Origin of the sequence: Nocardiopsis mwathae (genome assembly GCF_014201195.1) — a bacterium.
Lineage (GTDB): Bacteria > Actinomycetota > Actinomycetes > Streptosporangiales > Streptosporangiaceae > Nocardiopsis_C > Nocardiopsis_C mwathae.
Genome location: NZ_JACHDS010000001.1, coordinates 5,737,792 through 5,759,722, shown reverse-complemented (window position 1 = coordinate 5,759,722; position 21,931 = coordinate 5,737,792). Strand labels below are relative to the sequence as shown.

The window sequence follows — 21,931 nt, the reverse complement described above, 5'->3', positions numbered from 1 at the left end:
GTCTCCGGGAGGGCTTCCTCGTGCACTGGAGGTGGGAGGGTGTTCGGAATCGGCCTCGTGTGGGGTGAACAGCAGTCGCAGCGGTAGGCTCTCCCTAGCCCATTGGGTTGCTTTCAGGTATGCGTCGGCCCCCGGTTCCTTCGACCGGGGGCCGCGTGTTTGTTGCGCGGAGGGCGCTAGATGTGGCCTGCCCTGAGATCGTGGAGGAAGGCGCGCCACTCGGCCGCGGCGAACAAGAGGTGACCATGGTGTGGTTGCTTCGAGTCGCGCACAGCGGCGCCGTTGTCAGTGGCGGCGACCTCCACGCAGTTGGCGCTATTGGCGCTGTAGCTGCTCTTGTGGAACAGCAGCGGGCGCGGGTTGGTCTCGCTCATTGTGGATCATCACTCTCTTGGGTCAGTAGCTGTCTGATGAAACTGACCGACTCTGACGCGCGGAGCGCCGCGGCCTGCACGTGTCCGAAGATCGTCACGTACTGCGCGACGCCTTCGCCCTCGCTGATCACGTGCCCGGTCGCGGTCTCGGTGTACACGATCGAGGGGTCTATCTCTGCCGGGAAGTCCATGATGACAAACGGGCCGGTTGTCGCAGCATGCGGACCAGCGCTGAACGGTAACACCTGTATGTCTATGTTGTGCCGTGTAGCCATGTTCAGCAGGTGCTGAAGTTGGTCGCGCATGACGCCCGGTTCCAGAACATGCCTGCGCAGGGCCGCCTCGTCGATCACCACCGAGAAGTGTGGTGGCTTGTGCCGGTTGAGGATCTGCTGGCGTTCGAGCCGTGCCGAGACGTGTCGCTCGACGACGTCGTCGGGGTGTGCCTGCCCTCCGCGAAAGACCGCTTCTGTGTACTCGGCCGTTTGCAGTAGTCCCGGGATGACCAGAGCTTCATAGGCGCGGATCATCGACGCCTCTGCTTCGAAGTCGGGCAGGACGTTGTCGCCGAAGACGTCCTTGTACTCCGACCACCAGCCGCGTTCGCGTGCCTCACGGGCCAGAGCGTGGAGGGCCGTGCGGGCTTCCCCGTCCTTGATCCCGTACAGGTCGCAAAGCCGGTCGATGTCGTCGGGCTTGATGAAGCGGGTCTTGCCGTCCTCGATCCGACTCAGCTTCGGCCCGGACCACCCGAGCGCCTTCGCGGCGTCGCCGAGTTGCGTGTAGTTGGCGTTCAGGCGTGCGCGCCGCATCTCGGCGGCAAGTCGCCGTAGCCGCACGGTTGGGCTGTGGATAGTACGGGGGCGAGTCGGCATGCCCCCAGTCTAGGGCGATCTCGCACTATGAATCTTTCGCAGAACCCCTTGCGATTCTGTTGATTGCATATAAGCATGGCGGTACCTGATAGCAACACAGTGGCAGGATCCCCCATGAAATCTGTATGCAAGATCTGGTGTGTGGGGTACGTCGTATCCCTCCTCATCCCTCTAGCGGCTCTGCTGCTGCGTGTGACTGGTCAGCAGCCATCCCCTGCTGGTCGACATGCGGCCACCGCCCGCGCCCCTGAGGCGCCCCACTCCCCCGCCTCCTCGAAGCGCCAGGCGGAACAGCGAACGTCGGCGCGGTCGCGCCCGTATGCGGCCGACAGCCGCACCGCCGCCGCACCAGCGCCGCGGCCGGCGCGCATCCGCGACCGGGACGCGTTCTACCGGCTCGCCGAGCTGTCGAGGCACGCCGGTCTCTGGAGCTTCACCTACGACCACGACGCCCTGGCCCCCTACACCGCGCGCCACCGGGTCGATCCGACGATCGTGTTCGCCGCGTCCAACGTGGCCGGACTGGAGGCCACGCTCGACATGCTCGACCCCCCCGCCATGCTCCGGCCATACGCGGCCGCCAGGTCAGCGCCGTCGCCGGGCGACGCCGCTCGCGCAGCCGCCGAGCGCGCCGACCTCGACCAGCACGCCCGCACGGAGGTAGCCCGGTGACCCCCGCCCCCCGCAGCTACTACCGGGCCAAGCCGACCCCCGCCGACGAGCGGCGGCTCCGCGCCGCACACACGATGGTGCGCCAAGCTGAGGGCATCCTCGGCGACATCATCGACCACCTTCGCGACCCTGACGCGATCGACCCCGACACCGGCGACCACCCGCTTACTCCGTCCGGCAGAGAGCTGATGGGGGTCTGGGGTGACGTCCGTGAGCTGACGCGCCGCATGGAGGGCGCCATCGCCGATGAGGGGGTGGCCCGGTGACCGCCGCCTACCTCGCGCGCTATGGGGCTGCTGGTGAGCCCCGGTGCTCACAGCGGCGCCCCGGCTACCAGGCCTCCACTCCCGGCGTCGCATGGCCCCCGTGTGCCCGCCCGCTCGACCACGCCGGGCCGCACATGGACGTCACCGGCGAGACCTGGTCGACCACGATCGACGTCGCCGACCTCGACCCCCATCAGATGAACATCGTCGACTCGGCCGACGGGCGCCATGTGCACATTGTGCTCGGCGATGCGCGCGTCATCGTGCCGACCACCGGTGACGGCGCCGACCTTGCGGCCGAGGCCATGTGGCGGCTGTCGGAGCTCGCCCATGAGGCGGCGCACCGTGCCGCGTGGCGGGTAGCCGCCCGCGCAACCCGGCCGCGATCGCCCCGTTGAACCGCCGTCCGGCCTCGGTTCTTCCCCCGGGGGCCGGGCGGCCACCACCCCGCGACCGGGAGGCTACGGACCCCAACATCCCGGCCGCGGAGGCGGGCCGCCGACGTCGAGGGGACACGGCGGCCCGCCGCTGCCCCCGAGGGCCGGACCGGAGCCCTCGGGGGTGGTACCTCGGCTGGTCGCGCCCCGACCGGGGGCGGGGCGCGACCAACCGTCGAGGGGATGTGGAAGAGGCTGATGACCACCGTGGCCTTGGGGGTTCGGATCCTGGGCGCACGGGGCACCACCACCAACGTTACGAGCGATCGGAAGGAACCCGATGCACGAATTGATCGTCGCCCCGTTCCTCGACACCTACCTGTTGATGCACCCCGGTCACACCGCGGGCGCCAAGCTCCCCCGACGCCGCTACGACGAACTGGCCTCCACGCCCGGCGACGCCCCGGTGCCTACCTGGCTGGTCGACACCGCAGCCGGGGTGTACGGCCTCGACCTGATGGGGCGTCCGCTGACTCCCACGGTGTTGGTGCGCGACCGATCCCCGTATGGGTACGTGCGGGCCTCCTACGAGCTGAACCTGGGCTGTAACTACGACTGCGAACACTGCTACCTGGGCGACCGCCCGTTCGACGGGCTCGACTGGGCGGGGCGCGAACGGCTGCTGCACATCATGCGCGACGCCGGCGTGGTGTGGGTGCAGCTCACCGGCGGGGAACCGCTGATCGACAGGCACTTCCCCGACGTGCATCGGCTCGCCTACGAGCTGGGCATGATGATCAGCATCAGCTCGAACGGGTCCCGCCTGTCGAACCCGCGCATCCTGGAGTTGCTGACCACCTACCGGCCCTACCGGATCACCCTGTCGGTGTATGGAGCGACCGAAGAGTCATATGACGGCATGACCCGCCGCCGCGGCTCCTACCGGAAGTTCGTCAAGGGCCTCGACGCTGCCGTCGAGGCTGGTCTCCCGGTCAACATCAACGTGGTGGTGTCCAACCACAACGAGCACGAGGTCGACGCCATGTGCGCCATGGCCGAGAGCAGGGGCCTACCGCATCACGTGTTCGTGAACATGGTCCCGACCATCCAGGGCGACGGCCGGGTGTTGGTCACCCAGTCAGCCGAGTACCTGCGCGAGCGTAAGCCATTCGGCGGATGCAACGCCGGACACACCTTCTTCCACTCCGACCCGCACGGGCGCGCCTCGATCTGCAAAGTCGGCCGAGACGACGCCATCGACCTCATGGCCGAGGGCGTTGAGGGCCTGTCACGGCTCGGTGAGATCGCCGACCGCCTCATGCTGCGCACCGGCGGGTGCTCCGGATGTGCCCTGTCCGGGTCCTGCACGGTGTGTCGCCCGCTGGCCAAGCAGTACCAGCAGGCCAAGGCCCCCTTGGGGACGTACTGCCAGCACGGAAAGCCGAAGGAGGTGAATGCGTAATGGCCCCTGTGACGGTCGCTGTGCCGACCCTGCCCAGTCAGGAAGCGGTCGAGGTGGTCGAGGACCTGGACACGGTCCTCGAATCCGAGAAGTGCAGCTGCGACGCCGGTGACGACAACCCGTTCTAGTGTCGGGTGACGCGGGCCCTGGTGGACTTCCCACCGGTGCCCGTGTCGTGTGAGTAGCATGTCGCCATGCGCGACACCAGCGGGCCCGCGGGGCTCGTGTTCTCGGTGCCCTACGTTCCCACCCTGGGTCCGATGCACCCGGACACGGTCACCTCCGATCTGTGGGGCCAGGTCGTCGAGAACTCCGGTACCGGCCGCTTCCTAGCCCACGACAAGGACGCACGCTGGGGCGGACCCAAGGGCGAGCACGTCTTGGTCGACCAGGTCCGCACCGGCGACGAGCAGACTGCGGTGCCGACGCTGCTCCAGCGTGGGAAACGGCGCACGGTCCGCGTCCACCTGTACGGCGACGTCAACCTCGACCAGGAGGCCGAGCACGCGGCCAAGCTCGCAGCCGACCTCGGCGCCGAGCATGCCCGCCTCGTGCGACTCACCCCTACCCCGCAGGCTGGACGATGCTGCCGGATCCAACTGCGCACCTTCGGACCCGGCACCGAGGCGCCCGCTGTCGACGGGATCACCGAGCTCGACCGCCTCCCCTCGGAGGTGCGAGCTACGTGGCCGGATTTCGCCGAGGAACTAGCGGGCGAGGGTTTCGCCTTCCTCGCTGCCCATGAGCGGGCGGGCACTCTCGACGGGCCCGTCTTGACGGTGACCGAGACCGGTCGGATCGTTGGCGCCATCGGACCCATGGCGACCCGTCCCGACCCCCTCGGACACGCCCGGCTACTGCCCCAGTATTTCGGAGTCCTGCCCGAGTACCGCGGACGTGGCCATGGGCGCACGCTGTGGCGCGCGGCCATGGCCTGGGGGTACCGGTCCGGTGCTGACTACCAGCTACTGCAGACCGAAGTCGGTGGGACGTCCGACCGGCTGTGCCGCGCCGAGGGCCTCGTGGCGCTCGGGATGGTCACCACCATCACCGTCTGAGCCAAGGCCGAGCTGAGTCGACGGGCAGCAGCAGAAGCACCGCACCTGGTGTCCGATTGGACCATCCGCCGCAGACAGCGAAAGCGCCCCCGCCGCCAAAGTGGCGGCGGGGGCGCTGCGTTCGATGCTGGTCTTCCCCCACCCACACCGAACATGAGTACGGATAGTATTAGGTCATCCCTGGTCAGGCCGTGGGGTGTGTGGCGTTAGGTACCCGACAACCGCGCCGAGGACGACCACGACAGCGGCGGCGACCTCGGCGGGAACCTCGTCCCGCGGCGAAGCGGGAAGGCCGGTGCCTTGGTGCCAGGAGTCGCGCCATCCCCGCTCGATGACGGCGGGGTGGTGTTGTTGACCGGCATGCCCGCCTTCACCCAGGCGTAGAGGTCGTCACCGGGGCACGCCGTGCTGTTGATGTCCCGGTGCCCGCGCGGGGCTTTCCCCTGAGTAGTGGACACCTTCTGATCAGGCAGCGAGCTCTAGGCTCGCCGCCTGCTGCTCGTAGACGAGCGGGCTGAGCTGCCCGTTCGCGGAATGGCGGCGCTTGGTGTTGTAGCGGGCGATCCAGGAGAACACCGCCAACCTGGCCGCCCTCGTGCTCTCCCACCGCTTCAACCCCCGCCCCTGCAACGTCTCCCGTTACAACGTGGCGTTGAGCGCCTCGGCCGCCGCGTTGTCCGCGCTGGACCCCACCGCGCCCATCGAGCGGGCCACCCCGAACTGCTCACACACAGAAGCGAACTCCGCCGAGGTGTACTGGGCTCCGTGATCGGATTGGAACACCGCGCCGGCCAGGCTCCCGCGCTCGCGTCGCGCGGCCGCAAGCGCGTCGACCACAAGGGACGTGCGCATGTGCTCGGCGATCGACCACCCCACCAAGCGCCGCGAGTACAGGTCGATCACACTGGCCAGATAGCAGAAGCGGCCCCCTTCCACAGGCAGGTAGGGGGCCCCTCCTGCCCGATGGCGGGCAAGGAGGGCATGTCGCCGACATAGCGGCTGTTGGGAGCATCAGCGGTGAAGTCCCGGCCGAGCAGGTCGGGGACCGGCTGATCGGACGGTTCGGGCACGGTGGTACGGATCTTTCGGCGCAGGTGGATGCCCTGCAGGCCGACGGCCCGCATGAGGCGCTCGACGCGCTTGTGGTTGACCCGGTGCCCCTGATCGTGGCTCAGCGGTGGACGCTTGATCTGGGGCTCGTAGGGGGCGGGCACTTCGAGCATCGGGTTCTTGCCGGGCGGGACCATCTTCTCCACCTTGACGACCCACGCCCAAAATGCAACGAGATTGCGGTAGTGGTGGCCCGCATTGGCGGCGGACGTCCGGTCAGTGATGAGAGTGATCCAGTCGTCGAGGTCGCCGACACGCATCGTCTTTACGGTGGCGGGCAGCTCGTGCTCGTCGAGGTGCGCCGCGAGGAGACTGAGGGTCTTGAGGTAGTTGTGGATCGTGTGCTTGCTCGCGGACTTCCGTTCCTTCCTCGTCGGGCTGATCCCGGCCCGGAGGGCTCGCTCCCAGCTCTTGGCTAGCGCCGGGAGCTCGTTCTTCCGCTTCTTTTTTGCCATCTACTACTCCTGCGGTCGCGGCACGAGGGCATGAGCAGATAGTGCGTGCTTCAACCTTCGTGCTACGGGGGTGGATGTTGACCACCTGGCAAATCCGCAGGTCACACGGCCAAATTTGGTCAGATTGGCGCAGAAATCAGCAAGCCCTACTGTCCGTAGCGGATCACGAGCACCGGGATCCAGACTACGCCGGACGTGCACAGACAAGGAGAATCGAGGGGCGGGACGCGATCGGGGGCCGGGGCGCTGAGACCGGGCGAGGTGAGGAGGACTCAGAAGGTTCCGTTCACGTTGTCGAGCCAGAACCGGGCTCCCCTCGGTCCTCGGAAGCACATCGCTGTGCCTCCGAGGACCGCGATGGTGTTACCGCACGCGTTGACAGCCGCAGAGGTCGGGGCGTCGACCTGGTTTCCTCCGAGGGAAACGGCGTGGGCAGGGGCGGTGGTAGGGACCACACCCGCGACGACGGCAGCGACTTCTCGTGAACCGTATGACTCCTTGTTCAGGCCGGTCGGGGGACCCGGCCCACAGGGGTACAGCCCGGAGACCGCACGGGCTCAGCCCTCATTGTCGGCATTGCCGATCCCGACCGAGACGTCGGCTTCGGCTTCGATCGCGACCTCGGCCGACACCGGCCCTGCGTCGTTGCCGGCATTGCCGAGCTCGGCCAAGGCAGCGGCTTCGGCTTCGATCGCGACCCCGACCTCGGCCGACACCGGCCCTGCGTCGTTGTTGTACGCGTGTGCCGGGGCCGCGGCCAACAGCACGCCTGCAGCGGCGACACCGAGGGTCGCGAGGGTCTTCTTCGGCATTCTCTGACTCCATCCATACGGGCCGACCGGGGAACCGGCCCTTAGGGGGTACAGCCCGGGGACCACACGGGCTCATTTCCGATGTGCCCGGCCATGGGCCGCAATAGCCCCCAAACCTCGAAGAATGATCACAGAGCCTGATCATCAGCGGCGCATGAATGCTGACGTATCCGGATTTAGTGGACCAAACAGACCAGGGCCGCCATAGTCAATACCCCGCGAACACCCCCCGCATCGGCCCCCTTCTGCCGCTCCCTATCCAGGGTTGCGGACCGACCGGCGCCCAGGCACCGGGACAGAGCCCGGACATGCGAACGGCGCCGCCCCTGAGGGGAAGGGGTCGGCGCCGTCGATCGGGTCGTGGTGCGCGGTCACGCCCGAGGTTCTGCTGAGGGGATTCCTACCGTCCGGCTGCGAGGTGGTGTGCCCGGACACCGCCCGCCTATTCGCCGAGGTACACGCCGAAGGGCTTCAGGGCGGCGATGACCGCCCCGGTCTCGGAGGGCGCGCCACCGGGCACCGCGGTGCCGACCTTGTTGCCCTCGGCGATGCCGGGGGTGGGGGCGTTGCCGATGACGGTGTTCACCGGGGGGACGGCGGCGGTGACACCGGTGACGGCGCTGGCCGGGGCGGCGGAGAGGAGGACGCCCGCGGAGGCAGCGACGACGGCACCGGCGGCGAGGGACTTCTTCAGCACTGCATGACTCCTTGTACGGGCCGGCCCGGGGAATCCGACCGGCCATCGGGGGGTGTGATTGCGTGAGCACTGTCCGTGCCCAAGTGCCATTTAGCCAGACATCGTCACCCGATCGCAGCCGTTCGACCTCGAAAAATGACACGGAGGAACGGCATCATCACGTCAAGCGACGGGACATATCCGGATTTCGCACAGGGAATCGCCGCGACGCGTGAGGTGCATGTGACGCAAGACACAGGCGGTGCCCGTGATTCCGCCGTCCACCGATACGCCTTTTCAGCGCTGACGGTTCCGAGCACACGTGGCCGACGCGTCGCCGGATGCGGCAACGACCGGCCACGATCCACCGGCCTGGCACTGCCCCAAGGCCACCGCCACGCCCGGAAACCTCCGAACCGGCCACACGAAAAAGAGGACTGGTGCCGTCCTGGGGGAAGGACGGCACCAGTCCTCTGGCGTCGGGTCGTGCGCACGGGGGGTGCGCACGACCCGACCGATCAGTTCTGGTTGTTCTTGGCCACGCCCTTGCAGAAGGCGTTCTGGCTGCCGATGACGTTGACGGCGTTGATGCCGCAGATGGAGGCGGCGACACCGATGGGGACCACGACCTGGTTGCCACCCGCGACGCTGCCCGCGCCGGAGGTCTTGTTGCTGTGGGCGTGAGCGGGGGCGCCGGCCAGCAGCACGGCGGAAGCGGCGGCGGCGACGGCGGTGGCGGCGAAGGTCTTCTTCAGCACTCTCGGATCTCCTCATTCGAACCGGGCGACCGTGCCACCCGGAAAGTTTGCTTTGAGTGGGTTCGTGAACACATCGCGTGTTCGGTCTCCATGTAGCCACACTTCGCCGGGTCACAGCAGCAAAACCAGGAACATGAGTAACAGCCGGGAGTCTTTCATTGACCGGGAGTAAGGGCAGAAGTCAGGAAATGCCGACAGGAATCTCCCCAACACACGGCATCGCACGTGACGCACGTCACATTTACGGCGTGACGCACCGAGGCCTTTTCGGCCGCAAACTCACCCACACGACAGGCCGGTTCCCTGCTGCGGCGGGGGTCGGGGCAGGCCGCTTCGCCCCCCTCCGAGGCCACACACCCGCAGGGCTTTCCGGGGGCTGACGTACTCGTCCCCCGAACAAACGTGGCTCACACCTGCGAAACGGGACTCATCCGGCTCGACCGGGCATCTCGCTCCGCGTCGCCCAGCGCTCCGGACCCGCCATCGTGGTCCGGGCCGAGTGCCCGCGCTCCGCGACCCCGTCGACCACTCGGCGTGCCTCCGCCAGGTCCCGGCCGACGGCCCGTGCCCGGATCGGTCCGGGCGGTGTGTCCGCGTCCACGTCGGCCACGCCCCGCCACCGGCTGATCGGGCCCGCCGTCAACCGGATGCTCTGCACCCGCGCATGCGGGACGATCTCGGTGATCCGGCACAGGACACCGCGCTGGGTGACGAACAGGCGCTCGTCGAGGCCCAGCGCGTCGTGCCCGGCCCCGACACCGACCCCGGCCCGGCTTGACGGGTGCAGCGGGACCCGCGTCGCGTCCGCCCCGGCGAGGACCTCGCCGACGACCGCATAGGCCACAGCGCGCGGGACCACCGGCAGCAGCGTTGAGGAGTCCATCTGGCGCTCCCCCACATACCCGGCGACATTGGCCTCGACCCGGACCACGCCCAGCGCCCGCCACAGCAGCGGCTCGACGATGCGGACCGCCTGCACCCGGCCCGGCGGGACCGTCTGCATACGCGCCTGGAAGATCCCGTAGCGCAGGCGCAACCCGTCCGGGGAGCGTGAGGCGTAGAAGTCCGTGTAGCGCAGCAGCGGACCGATGAACCCCTGCATCAGGCCCAGTAGGAGCGGCACGGCGGCACCCAGCACCCCCGGCTCACCGCGCCAGATGCCCGCCACCATCAACGCGAGGAACAGCACGAACGCACCCAGCACCGGCAGCCGGAACGCCAGCGCACCGAGTAACAGCCCGAAGGGCAGCCGGTACAGCGGCCACTCCGGTGCCTCCGGTGTCGTCCCGGACAGCCCGGCGGCGTGGGCCAGCAGCGCCGCGCGCAGGCGTTCGGCCGTCCGGCGGCTCAGGTAGCGCAGCCGGATCCCGCTGGAGTCGCCCCCGGCCAGCTCGATACGCAGCTCCGCCAGACCGAGGATCTGCATCAGTAGCGGGCGCACCACGTCGACCGCCTGCAGGCGGCTCAGCGGTACCTCGCGGGACACGCGCCGGAACACGCCGCTGTGCACGACGAGGTGGTCGTCGCGCAGTCCGAAGGAGGAGTTCCACCAGGACAGCAGGGCATAGACGGTGGTGCCGAGGGCGACGGCGAGCGTACTCGTCATCAGCCACCCCGGCCCGAACCCGATCAGCAGCGGCCCCGGCACCGCGATGAAGACCAGTGAGACCAGCAGCACCTGGAAGGGGACCGTCGCCCAGTGCGGCTGGTGGGAGCCGCGGGTGACGTCGTCCTCATCCTCCTGTGGCGGCCGGACCGGCGCGGGCGGCGGTTGCTGCGGACGTGCCGCGACCTGCCCGCCCACCGGCGCCATCGGTGGCAGGAAACGCACGTTGCCGCCCGGGGAGGCCCCGGCCACCGGGTACGCGTGCTGAGGGGGAGGCGGCGCAGGGGAGCCGCCCCCGTTGTACCCCGGATAGCCCGTGCTCGCGGGGTACAACGGGTATCCGGGACGGTGCCCCGCCGCCCGCACCCCGTGGTACGGGTAGCCGGTCGGCGCGTGGGGAGGGGCGACGTGCGGCGGGTGGTGGACCGGCGGCTGCCCAGAACCACCGGGGGCGGCCTGCGGCCCCGGGGTGGGGGTGGCGGCCGATCGCGGCCCGTAGGGCACCGACGCCGACGGAAGCGCGGGCGGCGAGAAGCGCGGCATGCCCCGACCCGTATCGCCACCCTCCGGCCCGGCGGAAGGCCCGTGTTCACCCGGACCACCAGGGTCCGCCGCGTCGGCCTCCGCCCGCACCCCCGGCCCGCCGGGTCCTGAAACCGGTCGCCCCTCGTCCTCCCGCGACCGCCCCCGCGGCCACAGAGGCCCGGCCACCCCGGCACCGTCCATATCGCCCGCGGCGGGTTCGGTGGCCCCAACGGGAGGGGCATGCCCGGCAGGGCCGGCGGAGTCGACGCCCCGCGTCGGGTCCGCCCCCAGGTCGGCCGGGAGCGGCGGCGCCACCTGCTCCACGAAATTCGCGTCGGTCGGCGCGGTCACCTCCCGCAGCGCCGGAGGGTCGGCGGGCGGCAGCGGCTCGGGGAAGAACCAGTCGTCCTCATCGCCCGCGCGGCCCCCCGTCCCCCGGCCGGAACCGGCCGATCCGGACGGTTCGGACGGTTCGGACGGTTCGGACGGTTCGGACGGTTCGCCCGCCACGTCGGCCCGCCACTCGGCACCCGGGTGTCCCGGCGGGTCGGGCGGCGGTTCCGCGCTCGCGTGGTCGTGCGGCTCGGCCTGCGGGTCGGCTTTCACCCCGGTCTGCGGGGTCGACCGGTCGTGGGCCGTGTCCTGGTCGGTCTCGGGGTGGTCCCGATCGGCTTCGCTCACGCGTCACAGTCCCGTGGAGAAGGTTTCGCTGCGCGCGGCCAGGCGGTCGCGCAGTTCGACGGCGTCGTCCAAGGGCATACCGGGGATCCGCGTGGCGGCGGTGGTGGCGGCGGTCCGCACCTGCACCGTCGCGATCCCGAGGGCCTGCTCCAGCAGATTGGAGGTCACGTCCACGACCTGCATCCGGCCGTAGGGCACGACCACCAGCTGCCGCACGACGACCCCGTAGGTCAGGTAGAGGTCCGTGCGTCCTTCCGCGTACCCCCAGGAGCGGCGCGCGGGTTCGGCCGCCACCCACCCGGCGGCCATGCCCAGGACACACAGCACCACCCAGGCGAGCGCCCAGCCCCAGCCGGACCAGACCCAGATCACCGTGCCGCCGACGACGGCGGCGGGCACCAGCGCCGCGAGCACGACCAGCCGCCGGTACCAGTCCAGTTCCGGGGCGACCCGGTTCCACGACGTGCCCCCCGGAGCCGCGAACGCCGCCTCGACCCCGGACCGCGCTGCTTCGGGCACCGCGGGTGGCGCCCCCTCCGCAGAGGTTCCGGCGCCTTCCTCGGCCGACCCCCCTTCCGGAGCCGATCCGCCCCCGTCGCGCTCGACCGTGCCGTCGGATCCCTCCGGTGCGACCGCGCTTCCGGCCCCCTCGGGCGCGGCCGCCCCCTCCGCCCGATCGGCGGACGCCGACACCGGTTCGCCCGCGGGATGCTCGGTGTCCTCGGCCGACGTCGGCACGTCAGCACCGGGTTCGGCGACTCTCGGCGCACCGCCGTCGGGCTCCGGGTGCTCCCCGGGACCCGCATCGCCATCGGATTGCTGTGACTTCGCGTCAGACGCGGCAAAATCCACGATTCCAGTCAATCATCCCCACGCCAATCCGCAGTGACATGCCGCGCCCCCACACGACCGAGCACGGACTGGGGCGAAGTTCCGCTGTGCGGCCTTGCCGCCCGGCGGACCCCGGTGGGACGCGGTGGGATGCCGCGGGACCCGGTGGAATCCGGTGGGAAGCGGAGGACCGCGCCTACGCCGTCGGGGTCACCGGACCGCTGGAGTCGTCGCCGTCCTCGGGGACGCGGCAGGCGTGTTCCAGCCAGAGGGACACCGCGAGCAGGACGATGCCCGCCAGCATGGTGCCGAAGGCCGTGAGGGCGTCGGCTCGCGGGGTCGGCACGTCGAGGCGGTCGGCCAGGGACAGGGCGGTGCCGCCGAAGACGCCGATCACCAGGGCGGCGATGATCACGCTGGCCTTGGCCAGGGCCACGAGCCGCGCCGCGCTCAGCGGATCGACCGGCTCGGTGCCGGGCACCCTGCGGATCCGGCGGCGGGTGTGCCAGGCCGCGATGCCCTCCCCCGCCGCGAGCAGCAGCAGGGTGGGGATGGCGGTCCAGGGCAGGATCGGGAGCCGGCCGTACACGGCCTCGACCACCACGTAGGCGAGGGCGCCGCTGACGAGGATGATCCCCAGGGGCAGCTGCCACCCGGTCAGCCGCATCCCGCCCTCGCGGGGTTTCCCGTTCCTCTCGTCGTCCATGGGCTCACCTACTCCGGCGGTCGCAGTGCGAGGTCGGGGCGGCGCCGCAGTTCCTGGTCGGCGACCGCGCCGAGCAGGTCCCGCACGGCGCCCCGGCCGGCGACGGCGGCGTCGGGGTCGATATCGGACCACGGCCGCAGCACGAAGGCGCGCTCGTGTGCGCGGGGGTGCGGCAGGGTGAGCACCGGGTCGTCGTCCCTCTCCCCCTCGACGTCGATGATGTCGATGTCCAGGGTCCGCGGCCCCCACCGCACCTCGCGCACCCGGTGAAACTCCTGTTCCACTCCCTGGGTGCGCTTGAGCACGGCCGCGGGCGCGAGCGCGCACTCGGCGGCGATGACCGCGTTCAGGTAGGCGCCCTGCTCGGGGCCGCCCACGGGCGCGGTCTCGTACACCGGCGAGACGGCCGTGATCCGCAGCGCGGGGTCGCGGGACAGGGCGTCGACGGCCCCCTGCAGGGTCGCCATCCGGTCACCGAGGTTGCTGCCCAGTGCCAGGATGACGCGGCGCGCCTGCAGGGGGCCGGCCGCGCCGGCATCCTGTGCCGACGTGGCCGCCTCCCCCGCCTGCGGCGGCTCGCCCGGGCGCTCCGCGCTCATCCGCGTCTCCGCAGGATCGTGACGGCGACGTCGTCGAAGCGGTGCGGAACGGGCGCGTCCGGTTTGTGGACGGTGACCTCGGCCTCCTGCACCAGCGGCTCGTCGAGGCAGGCCGCGGCCAGGCGCTCGGCCAGGGTCTCGATGAGGTTCACCGGTTCCCCTTCGACCACCGCGACGAGGCGGCCGCTGAGCTCGCCGTAGTGAACGGTGTCGGCGACGTCGTCACTCTTCGCCGCGGCCCGGGTGTCGAGCCCGAGGACGACGTCGACCACGAAGTCCTGGCCCTCGCGCCGCTCCTCGGGGTACACCCCGTGGTAGCCGAAGGCACGCAGCCCCCGTACGGCGATGCGGTCCGGCTCCCCGCTCATCGCTCCTGCGGTCACTGGTCGTCCTCTTCCCCGTCCTCCTCGTCCATCAGCACCGGTGAGGCGTGGTGCGACCACAGTCGCCAACCGTGCTCGGTGTTGACGAACATGTTGGTGGTCACCACCTGGCCGCCCGCGACGAAGCCGGGGCTGTCGTCCTCGGCGGTGAGCACGTTCTCCTCACAGGTGACCATGGCGACGTCGCCGCTCACACCGATGTGGGTGTCGGTCAGCACGTACTGGATGTAGGGGACGTTGGCCATGATCAGCGACCAGGCCCGCATGATCTCGGCTCGGCCGCGCAGCAGCGGCCAGCCGGGGTTCACGCAGACGAGGTCGGGCGCCTCGTCCTCCTCCGCCCAGACGCGGCGCATCAGGTCGATGTCGCCGTTCTCGATGGCTCCGTAGAACTGCGCGTTGGCCTCGGCCACGCGCTCCATGACCTCGTGGCGGGACCTCACTGGCCGCCCCGGCCGATCACGTCGGCCCGACCTTCGTCGAGGTCGGCGCCCCCGCTGCGCCAGGCCGCCGCGACCCGTACCGCGTCGGCGTTGGGCCGGACGTCGTGCACGCGGACACACCAGGCGCCCCGGTCCGCCGCCAGCGTGGTGAGCGCCACGGTGGCGGCGTCGCACTCGACGGCCGGCCGCGCGCCGCCCTCGGCGTCGCTCAGCAGGCGACCGAGGAAGCGTTTGCGGGAACCTGCGATCAGGAGGGGCCGGCCCATGTCGTGGAACTCGTTCATGGCGCTCAGCAGCGCCCAGTTGTGACTGCGATCGGGCCGTTTGGCGAAGCCCAGCCCGGGGTCGAGGATGATCTGGTCGGGTGCGACCCCCTCGTCGACCATGGCCTCCATGCGCTGCCTCAGCTCATTGTGGACTTCTCGGACGACGTCGTCGTACATGGCGCGGTGCTGCATGTCGTGGCTGTGCCCGCGCCAGTGCATCAACACGTAGGCGACACCGGTCTTGGCGACCAGTCGGGCCATCGACGGGTCGGCGAGGCCGCCGCTGACGTCGTTGACCAGGCGCGCACCGGCCTCGACCGCGTGCTCGGCGACCTCGGCGCGCATGGTGTCGATGCTGACGGCCACCCCCTGGCGACTCAGCTCCCGGACCACCGGGGCCACCCGGCGGAGTTCCTCGTCGCGCGAGATGCGCTGGGCGCCGGGGCGGGTGGACTCGCCACCGACATCGACGATGTCGGCGCCTTCCTCGGCCAGCCGCAGACCGTGCTCGATGGCTCTCTTGGGATCGAACCAGGCGCCACCGTCGGAGAAGGAATCCGGGGTGACGTTGACGACCCCCATGACCAGGCAGCGCCCGTGCTGGGGCAACCCTGGAAGCTTGTACGTCGACGCCATGCCAACACCCTACGAGACTCGCGACGCGCGACGGCGCCCGTCGCGGCCTCTCGGTCGCGACGGGCGCCGTCGGGAGTATGACTCGTCCCGCTTCGCGGTGTTCAGCTCCGGCCGATGATGAGGCTCATCGCCTCGGCGCGGGTACGGTCGCGCTTTGCGAACACGCCGCGCACCGCGGAGGTGACGGTCTTGGCGCCGGGCTTGCGCACGCCGCGCATGGTCATGCACAGGTGCTCGGCCTCGATGACCACGATCACGCCGCGCGGGTCGAGGATACCCATCACCGCGTCGGCGATCTCGGTGGTCAGGCGCTCCTGAACCTGCGGGCGGCGGGCGTAGACGTCGACCAGCCGGGCGAGCTTGGACAGGCCGGTGATCTGCCCCTGGGTGTTCGGTATGTAGCCGATGTGGGCACTGCCGTAGAACGGCACCAGGTGGTGTTCGCAGGTCGAGAACATCTCGATGTCCTTGACCAGCACCATTTCGTCGTGCCCGGCCTCGAACACGGTGGTCAGGACTTCCTCGGGCCGCTGTGACAGCCCGGCGAACTGCTCCTGATACGCCCGCGCGACGCGCGCGGGGGTGTCCACGAGGCCGTCGCGGTCCGGGTCCTCCCCGATGGCGAGGAGGATCTCCCGGACGGCCTTCTCGATCCGCGGCTGGTCGACACCCGTGACGGGAGGTTCCGTCGCGAAGACGTCGCCGCCGGCCCCGGTGCTCACGCGTGCTCCCCTGGTTCGGCGTCACCGCCGCGACGCTGCGCGTCCGGCGTCCCGTTGACGCGCCCGGACGGGTCGGCCTCGGGGCCGCCCTGCCACGACTCGGTGCCGGTCCAGGAGGTCTGGCCGTTGCCGGTGGTCAGTTGCTCGACCTCCTGGGGACCCATGAGCGCGAGCTCCTTGGGCGTCAGCACGGGCGGCTGCTTGGAGGGCTGGCGCTTGCCGTATCCGGTGAAGGAACCGCGCCCGGGGCGCTTGTTCACCGGGGCGAAGATCTCCAGGACCTCCTCCTTGGAGAGGGTCTCCTTCTCCAGCAGGTGCAGCACCAGGTCGTCGAGGACCTCACGGTTCTCGACCAGGACCTCGTAGGCCTCGTCGTGCGCGGACTCGATGAGGCGGCGCACCTCCTCGTCGATCAGGGAGGCGATCTCCTCGGAGTACTCGCGGGCGTGCGACATCTCGCGGCCCAGGAACGGCTCGGTGCTGGCCGAACCGAACTTGCGCGCGCCGAGCCGCTCGCTCATGCCGTACTCGGTGACCATGTTGCGGGCCAGGGAGGTGGCCTTGTCGATGTCGTTGGCGGCGCCTGTGGTGGGCTCGTGGAACACGAGCTCCTCGGCGGCGCGCCCGCCGAGCATCATCGCGAGCTGGTCCATCATCTGCGAGCGCGAGGTGAGGAACTTGTCCTCCATCGGCACCGACATGGTGTAACCCAGCGCGCGGCCGCGCGGCAGGATGGTGATCTTGTGCACCGGGTCGGAGTTGGGCAGCGCGTGCCCGACGAGCGCGTGGCCGCCCTCGTGGTAGGCGATGACCTTCTTCTCGGCGTCCGACATGACCCGGGTCTTGCGCTCCGGGCCGGCCATGACGCGGTCGATGGCCTCCTCCAGGGTGGCCATGTCGATCTCGGTGCGCCCGGCGCGGGCGGTCAGCAGGGCGCCCTCGTTGACGACGTTGTTCAGGTCGGCGCCGGTCATACCGGAGGTGCGCCGCGCGATGACGGCGAAGTCGACGTCGCTCGCGATCGGCTTGCCCTTGGCGTGGACCTCCAGGATGCCCTTGCGGCCCTCCATGTCGGGCCGGTCGACGACGATCTGCCGGTCGAAGCGGCCCGGGCGCAGCAGCGCGGGGTCGAGGATGTCGGGGCGGTTGGTGGCGGCGATGAGGATGACGCCGCCCTTGACATCGAAGCCGTCCATCTCGACGAGCATCTGGTTGAGCGTCTGCTCGCGCTCGTCGTGGCCGCCGCCCATGCCGGCGCCGCGGTGGCGGCCGACGGCGTCGATCTCGTCGATGAAGATGATCGCCGGGGCGTTCGCCTTGGCCTGTTCGAACAGGTCGCGCACCCGGGAGGCGCCGACACCGACGAACATCTCGACGAAGTCGGAACCGGAGATGGAGTAGAACGGCACTCCGGCCTCGCCCGCGACGGCGCGCGCCAGCAGCGTCTTACCGGTGCCGGGGGGGCCGAAGAGCAGCACGCCCTTGGGGATCTTGGCGCCGATGGCCTGGAACTTGGCGGGGTTCTGCAGGAACTCCTTGATCTCCTGGAGCTCCTCGATGGCCTCGTCCGAACCGGCCACGTCGGCGAACGTGTTCTTGGGGGTGTCCTTGGTGATCAGCTTGGCCTTGGACTTCCCGAAGTTCATCACCCGGGAGCCGCCACCCTGCATCTGGTTCATGATGAACAGGAAGATGGCGATCAGGATGATCAGCGGCAAGAAGCTGAACAGCAGGGACACGAACATGCTGTCCTTGGGGACCTCGACGTCGTAGGACTTGAGGTTCTCGCCCTCGATCTCCTGCTTGCCGAGTTCCTGCGCGAGCTCGTAGCCCTGACCCTCGACCCAGTAGGCTTCGTAGACCTTGTCGTCGGTGGTCGTCAGCTCGATCCGCTGGTCCTTGTCGATGAGCTTCGCGTTGTCGACCTGGTCCTTGGAGATGAGGTCGAAGACCTTGGAGGTGTCGACCTTCTCCGGCTCAGGGCCGGACCCGAAATTGGTGAACTGGAAGAACGCGAAGAGCAAGAGGCCAATGGCCAGGATCCAAAGCCACGGCCCGCGGTACAAACGCTTGAGATTCATCTATACGGAACCCCGCTGGGTCCGTCCCTCCTGACCAGGCGGCCTGCCCCCAGTACCGCAGAGGCGCCCGACCGGGCGGGCGGGTGGTGCGGGACGACGCGGCGGTGCGCCGCACCCGAGTTGCTCCACCGTTCTGCCGGAGGGCCTCGTGTGGCCGCCGGAAGCGGGACCTATCGGACACGTACTCCCGAATAATGATGCCGGGATAATTGACGGTACACCCCAGCTGTCGGCGAACGCACTCCTGCGGCGAGGTGTGCGCTCCGCTGAGCACCCGTCATGACGGCAACGCATGATGGGCACGATCTGTTCCCGTCCTCCCCGGCGCACCCGGTGATCGGACGGTGCCGCGTTCGCGCGGCTCCTGCGGCGCGGTCGCCGCGGTACCGCACGGTGAGCTCGCTCACTCCTGGTAGACGTGCGGCGCCAGGGTACCGATGAAGGGGAGGTTCCGGTACTTCTCCGCGTAGTCCAGGCCGTAGCCGATGATGAACTCGTTGGGCAGGTCGAACCCGATGTACCTGACGTCGAGGTCGACGCTGAAGGCCAGCGGCTTGCGCACCATCGTGCAGATCTCCACCGAGGCCGGGCCGCGCGACTTGAGGTTGCCGACCAGCCAGGACAGGGTCAGGCCGGAGTCGATGACGTCCTCGACGATCAGGACGTGGCGGTCCTTGATGTCGGTGTCGAGGTCCTTGAGGATGCGCACCACACCGGAGGAGGTCGTGCCGGCGCCGTAGGAGGACACCGCCATCCAGTCCATCTCGGCATCGTGGTGCAGCTCCCGGGCGAGGTCGGCCATCACCATGACGGCGCCCTTGAGGACACCGACGAGCAGCAGCTCCTTACCTGCGTAGTCGGCGTCGATCTCGGCGGCCATCCCGCGCAGCCGTGCCTTGATCTCGTCCTCGGTGACCAGGACCTTCTCCAGATCCTCGCCCATGTCTTTCGCGTCCACGCTTCACTGCCTCGCTGCTCCGTCGGACTGATGCGCAACCAGGATAAAGGTGCAGAAGGTGCCACGCGGGCCATATACACCCCGCTCACCGTCAAAAGCTCTCCCCATCCCCACCCCTTCCGTCGACCTCACGGCCATCGACCCGAGAGCGGCGAGGACACCGGTCGGTGTCCCCGCGATCAGCGGGGGGAGGGGGTGACGGCGATCATTCCGCCGGTGCGGTGGCCGCGCATGCCGCCGGGGAGGTCGACGTGTGCCTGGCCACGCCAGTGGGTGACCAACCGGTCGAGTTCGGCCACGTGCCCTGCGGTCAGGGCGCCCGCCGGGCACCCGGCCGCGAGCGCGGCACGCCGCAGCAGCCGGGTCCGCACCGCGCGCGGCAGCGCCTCCAGCGCGCCGACGTCGAGCCCGCCCTCCGGGCCGCGGACCTCCGTCTCGACCCGTCCCGCCCACGCGTCCAGCGCCTCGGCATCGTCCCGCAGCAGGTCGGCGGTGCGTGCGAGGGCCTTGGCGATGCCCGGCCCGAGGACATCCTCCAGCACCGGCAGTGCCGCGGCGCGCACGCGCGAACGCGCATAGGCGGGGTCGGTGTTGTGCGGGTCGTCCCACGCCGCCAAGCCCATCAGGGCGCAGGCCGAGCGGACGGCGGCACGGTCCAGTCCGAGGAAGGGGCGCAGGTAGCGGCCGATGCGCGGGGCCATCCCGGAGAGCGACCGGGCCCCGGACCCGCGGGCGAGCCCCAGCAGCACGGTCTCGGCCTGGTCGTCGCGGGTGTGCCCGAGCAGGACGGCGGCGGCGCCGTGCCGCTCGGCCGCCGCGTCGAGTGCGGCGTACCGGGCGGTGCGGGCGGCGCCCTCGGGGCCGCCCGCGCTTCCGACGTCGACGCGCACCTGCTCGACGGGGTCGAGGCCGAGCCCGCGCAGGGTGCCGGCGACGGCGGTGGCTCGCTCGGCCGATCCGTCCTGCAGCCCGTGGTCCACGGTGATCCCGCCGATACGCAGCCCGCTGCGCGGGGCGACGAACGCCGCCGCCCCGGCCAGGGCGAGGGAGTCGGCCCCACCGCTGCACGCGACGAGGACGAGGTCACCGGCCTGCGGCCCGCCGGGCGCGGCCAGCGCCCGCCACACCGCGCGGCGCGCGGTCGCGACGGCCGGCGGAGGCTGGGCCGGGCGGCGCCGCGGGGCGCCGCCGGCGGGACCGCCGGGGCCAGTGGGGCCGGTGGCTGACGGGTCGGGCACGGTCATGGCCTCCACCGGATGATCACGGGAACCGATCGGACGGCATCGGCCGGACGAAACCGACCGGGCGCGATCGACCGGACAGGGCGGGCATCCTCCGATGCGTGCCCATGATCATCGACGCGGGCGCGGCGGCTCACTCCTCCCCGGGGCCGTCCCCCGAGCGCTGCTGTGGCGGCGCAGGCACCTGACCGTTGCCCTCAGGCGACGGGGGCAGCTCGGCCCCGCGCACGACGCGGTTGATCCACAGTTCCGGCGCGCGGATCTCCGTCATCGTCGGCAGGGTCTCGGGCGACTCCCACACCCGGTTGAAGTCGGCCATGCCCACCTGCGTGACGACCTGGCGGACGAACGCCGCGCCCTCCTCGTACTGCTTCATCTTGAGGTCGAGGCCGAGCAGCTGGCGGATGATCTTGTCGATCCGGTTGGCCCCCTCGCGGCGGCGCTGGAAACGGCGGCGGATCTCCGCGACCGAGGGCACGACCTCAGGGCCGACCGCGTCCATCACGTAGTCGCCGTGGCCCTCGGCCAGCGTCATGACCGCGGTGATGCGCTCCAGGATCTCGCCCTGCTCGTCGGTCTGGAAGACCTCGATGAGGTTGCCCTCGCCGCCGCGCACGACCTCGGCGACGGCCTCGCCCGCGGCGCGCAGCCGGTCGAGGAACTCGGCCGCGTCCACGTTGGAGGCGAGCAGCAGCTCCTGCATCTGCTTCTGTACGTACTCGCGCAGCCAGGGGGTGGAGGTGAACTGGGTGCGGTGGGTCTCCTCGTGCAGGCAGACCCAGAGCCGGAAGTCGCGCGGGTCGACGTCGAGCTCCCGCTCGGTGTGCACGATGTTGGGGGCGACCAGGGTGAGGCGGCCGGTCGGGGCGGTGCCGTCGGGGTCCGGCGGCAGGAAGAGCTCGTACTGGCCGAGCACGCGCCCGGCGAGGTAGGACAGCACGGCACCGAGCTGGACCCCGGTGACCCGGGATCCCACCGCCGAGGTGATGGAGGCGGCCGTGTTGTTGCCCAGCTTCTCCGAGCCGAGGCGGTCGAGCATGGGTTCCAGCACGACGCGGAACCCCTCGACGTTGGCCTTGATCCAACCGGGACGGTCGACGATGACCGCCGGCCCGGCCGGTTCAAGGGGCTGCATTCCGGTGAAGTCGCGCACATGGCCCTGGGCGGTCACGGACAGCTCGCGCAGCTGCGCCACCGCTTGGCGGGCGTCGGCGAGGTCCACTTGCGGGCCGGGGCGCACGAGGCGGATTCCGGTGTTGACGGCTACGTCCCAGTCGATCAGGCTCACGCTCTCACCGTACCCATTGCTCTACCGCCGAAGGCGGGCCCCGCTTCGATTTCGGGGTTTCCTCAGGGCT

General features: G+C 70.3%; 24 protein-coding genes and 1 pseudogene. 6 read left to right on the top strand and 19 right to left on the bottom strand.

Features of this window, described 5'->3' with window-relative positions; genetic code table 11:
- Positions 1-176 precede the first annotated feature (176 nt).
- Both HNR23_RS25350 and HNR23_RS25345 read right to left on the bottom strand, forming a co-directional pair.
- Positions 177-374: a DUF397 domain-containing protein gene (locus HNR23_RS25350; RefSeq protein WP_184079427.1), complete on the bottom strand. Its 198-nt coding sequence runs from the start codon at positions 372-374 to the stop codon at positions 177-179.
- Entirely contained in the window at positions 371-1,249 is an 879-nt protein-coding gene (locus HNR23_RS25345) for a helix-turn-helix domain-containing protein (RefSeq protein WP_281381907.1), read from the bottom strand. Before HNR23_RS25345 ends, HNR23_RS25350 begins: the two co-directional genes overlap by 4 nt.
- Before the next feature lie 141 nt (positions 1,250-1,390).
- On the opposite strand from HNR23_RS25345, the gene HNR23_RS25340 reads away from it, so the two are divergent.
- From HNR23_RS25340 to HNR23_RS25320, 6 genes are all read left to right on the top strand, one after another.
- Positions 1,391-1,921, top strand: a complete 531-nt coding sequence (locus HNR23_RS25340) for a hypothetical protein (protein ID WP_184079425.1) — start codon at positions 1,391-1,393, stop codon at positions 1,919-1,921.
- A complete protein-coding gene (locus tag HNR23_RS25335) occupies positions 1,918-2,187 on the top strand; it encodes a hypothetical protein (protein ID WP_184079423.1) in 270 nt (89 codons plus the stop codon). The genes HNR23_RS25340 and HNR23_RS25335 overlap by 4 nt, the downstream gene beginning before the upstream one ends.
- Positions 2,184-2,585: a hypothetical protein gene (locus HNR23_RS25330; protein ID WP_184079421.1), complete on the top strand. Its 402-nt coding sequence runs from the start codon at positions 2,184-2,186 to the stop codon at positions 2,583-2,585. The genes HNR23_RS25335 and HNR23_RS25330 overlap by 4 nt, the downstream gene beginning before the upstream one ends.
- A 319-nt stretch (positions 2,586-2,904) precedes the next feature.
- On the top strand, positions 2,905-4,026 hold the full coding sequence (locus HNR23_RS25325; RefSeq protein WP_184079418.1) for a radical SAM protein: 1,122 nt from the start codon (positions 2,905-2,907) through the stop codon (positions 4,024-4,026).
- On the top strand, positions 4,026-4,154 hold the full coding sequence (locus tag HNR23_RS27335) for a hypothetical protein (RefSeq protein WP_281381906.1): 129 nt from the start codon (positions 4,026-4,028) through the stop codon (positions 4,152-4,154). The genes HNR23_RS25325 and HNR23_RS27335 overlap by 1 nt, the downstream gene beginning before the upstream one ends.
- A gap of 66 nt (positions 4,155-4,220) precedes the next feature.
- On the top strand, positions 4,221-5,084 hold the full coding sequence (locus HNR23_RS25320; RefSeq protein WP_184079416.1) for a GNAT family N-acetyltransferase: 864 nt from the start codon (positions 4,221-4,223) through the stop codon (positions 5,082-5,084).
- A 465-nt stretch (positions 5,085-5,549) separates the two neighbouring features.
- On the opposite strand, the pseudogene HNR23_RS27070 reads toward HNR23_RS25320, so the two are convergent.
- The 17 genes and pseudogenes from HNR23_RS27070 to HNR23_RS25225 all read right to left on the bottom strand — a co-directional run.
- Positions 5,550-6,250 (bottom strand): annotated as a pseudogene (locus HNR23_RS27070) (IS3 family transposase); the annotation flags it as partial.
- Between the two features lie 671 nt (positions 6,251-6,921).
- On the bottom strand, positions 6,922-7,104 hold the full coding sequence (locus HNR23_RS25300) for a chaplin family protein (protein WP_343070718.1): 183 nt from the start codon (positions 7,102-7,104) through the stop codon (positions 6,922-6,924).
- A 102-nt stretch (positions 7,105-7,206) separates the two neighbouring features.
- On the bottom strand, positions 7,207-7,461 hold the full coding sequence (locus HNR23_RS25295; RefSeq protein WP_184079410.1) for a hypothetical protein: 255 nt from the start codon (positions 7,459-7,461) through the stop codon (positions 7,207-7,209).
- Positions 7,462-7,903: 442 nt separating this feature from the next.
- Positions 7,904-8,158, bottom strand: coding sequence for a DUF320 domain-containing protein (locus HNR23_RS25290; RefSeq protein ID WP_184080916.1), 255 nt, complete (start codon positions 8,156-8,158; stop codon positions 7,904-7,906).
- A gap of 497 nt (positions 8,159-8,655) precedes the next feature.
- Entirely contained in the window at positions 8,656-8,895 is a 240-nt protein-coding gene (locus HNR23_RS25285; RefSeq protein WP_184079408.1) for a DUF320 domain-containing protein, read from the bottom strand.
- A gap of 427 nt (positions 8,896-9,322) precedes the next feature.
- A complete protein-coding gene (locus HNR23_RS27760) occupies positions 9,323-11,707 on the bottom strand; it encodes a PH domain-containing protein (RefSeq protein ID WP_394353808.1) in 2,385 nt (794 codons plus the stop codon).
- 3 nt (positions 11,708-11,710) lie between these two features.
- Positions 11,711-12,226, bottom strand: a complete 516-nt coding sequence (locus HNR23_RS27585) for a PH domain-containing protein (RefSeq protein ID WP_184080873.1) — start codon at positions 12,224-12,226, stop codon at positions 11,711-11,713.
- 508 nt (positions 12,227-12,734) lie between these two features.
- Complete coding sequence (locus tag HNR23_RS25270) at positions 12,735-13,244, bottom strand: DUF3180 domain-containing protein (protein ID WP_184079406.1); 510 nt, start codon at positions 13,242-13,244, stop codon at positions 12,735-12,737.
- Positions 13,245-13,252: 8 nt separating this feature from the next.
- Entirely contained in the window at positions 13,253-13,711 is a 459-nt protein-coding gene (gene folK / locus HNR23_RS25265) for a 2-amino-4-hydroxy-6-hydroxymethyldihydropteridine diphosphokinase (protein WP_221308959.1), read from the bottom strand.
- A 128-nt stretch (positions 13,712-13,839) separates the two neighbouring features.
- A complete protein-coding gene (gene folB / locus HNR23_RS25260; RefSeq protein WP_184080871.1) occupies positions 13,840-14,211 on the bottom strand; it encodes a dihydroneopterin aldolase in 372 nt (123 codons plus the stop codon).
- An 11-nt stretch (positions 14,212-14,222) separates the two neighbouring features.
- Entirely contained in the window at positions 14,223-14,669 is a 447-nt protein-coding gene (locus HNR23_RS25255) for a nuclear transport factor 2 family protein (RefSeq protein WP_184079402.1), read from the bottom strand.
- The gene (gene folP, locus HNR23_RS25250; protein ID WP_184079400.1) at positions 14,666-15,571 is read right to left on the bottom strand and encodes a dihydropteroate synthase; all 906 of its coding nucleotides are present in this window, start codon (positions 15,569-15,571) and stop codon (positions 14,666-14,668) included. Before folP ends, HNR23_RS25255 begins: the two co-directional genes overlap by 4 nt.
- Before the next feature lie 101 nt (positions 15,572-15,672).
- Positions 15,673-16,293: a GTP cyclohydrolase I FolE gene (folE, locus tag HNR23_RS25245; protein ID WP_184079398.1), complete on the bottom strand. Its 621-nt coding sequence runs from the start codon at positions 16,291-16,293 to the stop codon at positions 15,673-15,675.
- Complete coding sequence (gene ftsH, locus HNR23_RS25240) at positions 16,290-18,374, bottom strand: ATP-dependent zinc metalloprotease FtsH (RefSeq protein ID WP_184079396.1); 2,085 nt, start codon at positions 18,372-18,374, stop codon at positions 16,290-16,292. The genes folE and ftsH overlap by 4 nt, the downstream gene beginning before the upstream one ends.
- Positions 18,375-18,777: 403 nt before the next feature.
- The gene (gene hpt / locus HNR23_RS25235; protein WP_184079394.1) at positions 18,778-19,332 is read right to left on the bottom strand and encodes a hypoxanthine phosphoribosyltransferase; all 555 of its coding nucleotides are present in this window, start codon (positions 19,330-19,332) and stop codon (positions 18,778-18,780) included.
- Positions 19,333-19,511: 179 nt separating this feature from the next.
- Positions 19,512-20,576 carry a tRNA lysidine(34) synthetase TilS gene (gene tilS / locus HNR23_RS25230; protein ID WP_184079392.1) on the bottom strand — a complete coding sequence of 355 codons (1,065 nt, stop codon included), beginning with the start codon at positions 20,574-20,576 and terminating at the stop codon, positions 19,512-19,514.
- A gap of 130 nt (positions 20,577-20,706) precedes the next feature.
- Positions 20,707-21,855, bottom strand: coding sequence for a zinc-dependent metalloprotease (locus HNR23_RS25225; protein WP_221308956.1), 1,149 nt, complete (start codon positions 21,853-21,855; stop codon positions 20,707-20,709).
- Between the last annotated feature and the right edge of the window lie 76 nt (positions 21,856-21,931).

What these genes read in the sequence shown, in the direction of transcription:
- tilS (WP_184079392.1), bottom strand. Translation starts at nt 20,576, where the DNA reads ATGACCGTGCCCGACCCGTCAGCCACCGGCCCCACTGGCCCCGGCGGT.
- HNR23_RS25320 (WP_184079416.1), top strand. Translation starts at nt 4,221, where the DNA reads ATGCGCGACACCAGCGGGCCCGCGGGGCTCGTGTTCTCGGTGCCCTAC.
- HNR23_RS25270 (WP_184079406.1), bottom strand. Translation starts at nt 13,244, where the DNA reads ATGGACGACGAGAGGAACGGGAAACCCCGCGAGGGCGGGATGCGGCTG.
- HNR23_RS25295 (WP_184079410.1), bottom strand. Translation starts at nt 7,461, where the DNA reads ATGCCGAAGAAGACCCTCGCGACCCTCGGTGTCGCCGCTGCAGGCGTG.
- folP (WP_184079400.1), bottom strand. Translation starts at nt 15,571, where the DNA reads ATGGCGTCGACGTACAAGCTTCCAGGGTTGCCCCAGCACGGGCGCTGC.
- ftsH (WP_184079396.1), bottom strand. Translation starts at nt 18,374, where the DNA reads ATGAATCTCAAGCGTTTGTACCGCGGGCCGTGGCTTTGGATCCTGGCC.
- folK (WP_221308959.1), bottom strand. Translation starts at nt 13,711, where the DNA reads ATGGCGACCCTGCAGGGGGCCGTCGACGCCCTGTCCCGCGACCCCGCG.
- HNR23_RS25345 (WP_281381907.1), bottom strand. Translation starts at nt 1,249, where the DNA reads ATGCCGACTCGCCCCCGTACTATCCACAGCCCAACCGTGCGGCTACGG.
- HNR23_RS27335 (WP_281381906.1), top strand. Translation starts at nt 4,026, where the DNA reads ATGGCCCCTGTGACGGTCGCTGTGCCGACCCTGCCCAGTCAGGAAGCG.
- HNR23_RS25325 (WP_184079418.1), top strand. Translation starts at nt 2,905, where the DNA reads ATGCACGAATTGATCGTCGCCCCGTTCCTCGACACCTACCTGTTGATG.
- folB (WP_184080871.1), bottom strand. Translation starts at nt 14,211, where the DNA reads ATGAGCGGGGAGCCGGACCGCATCGCCGTACGGGGGCTGCGTGCCTTC.
- HNR23_RS25350 (WP_184079427.1), bottom strand. Translation starts at nt 374, where the DNA reads ATGAGCGAGACCAACCCGCGCCCGCTGCTGTTCCACAAGAGCAGCTAC.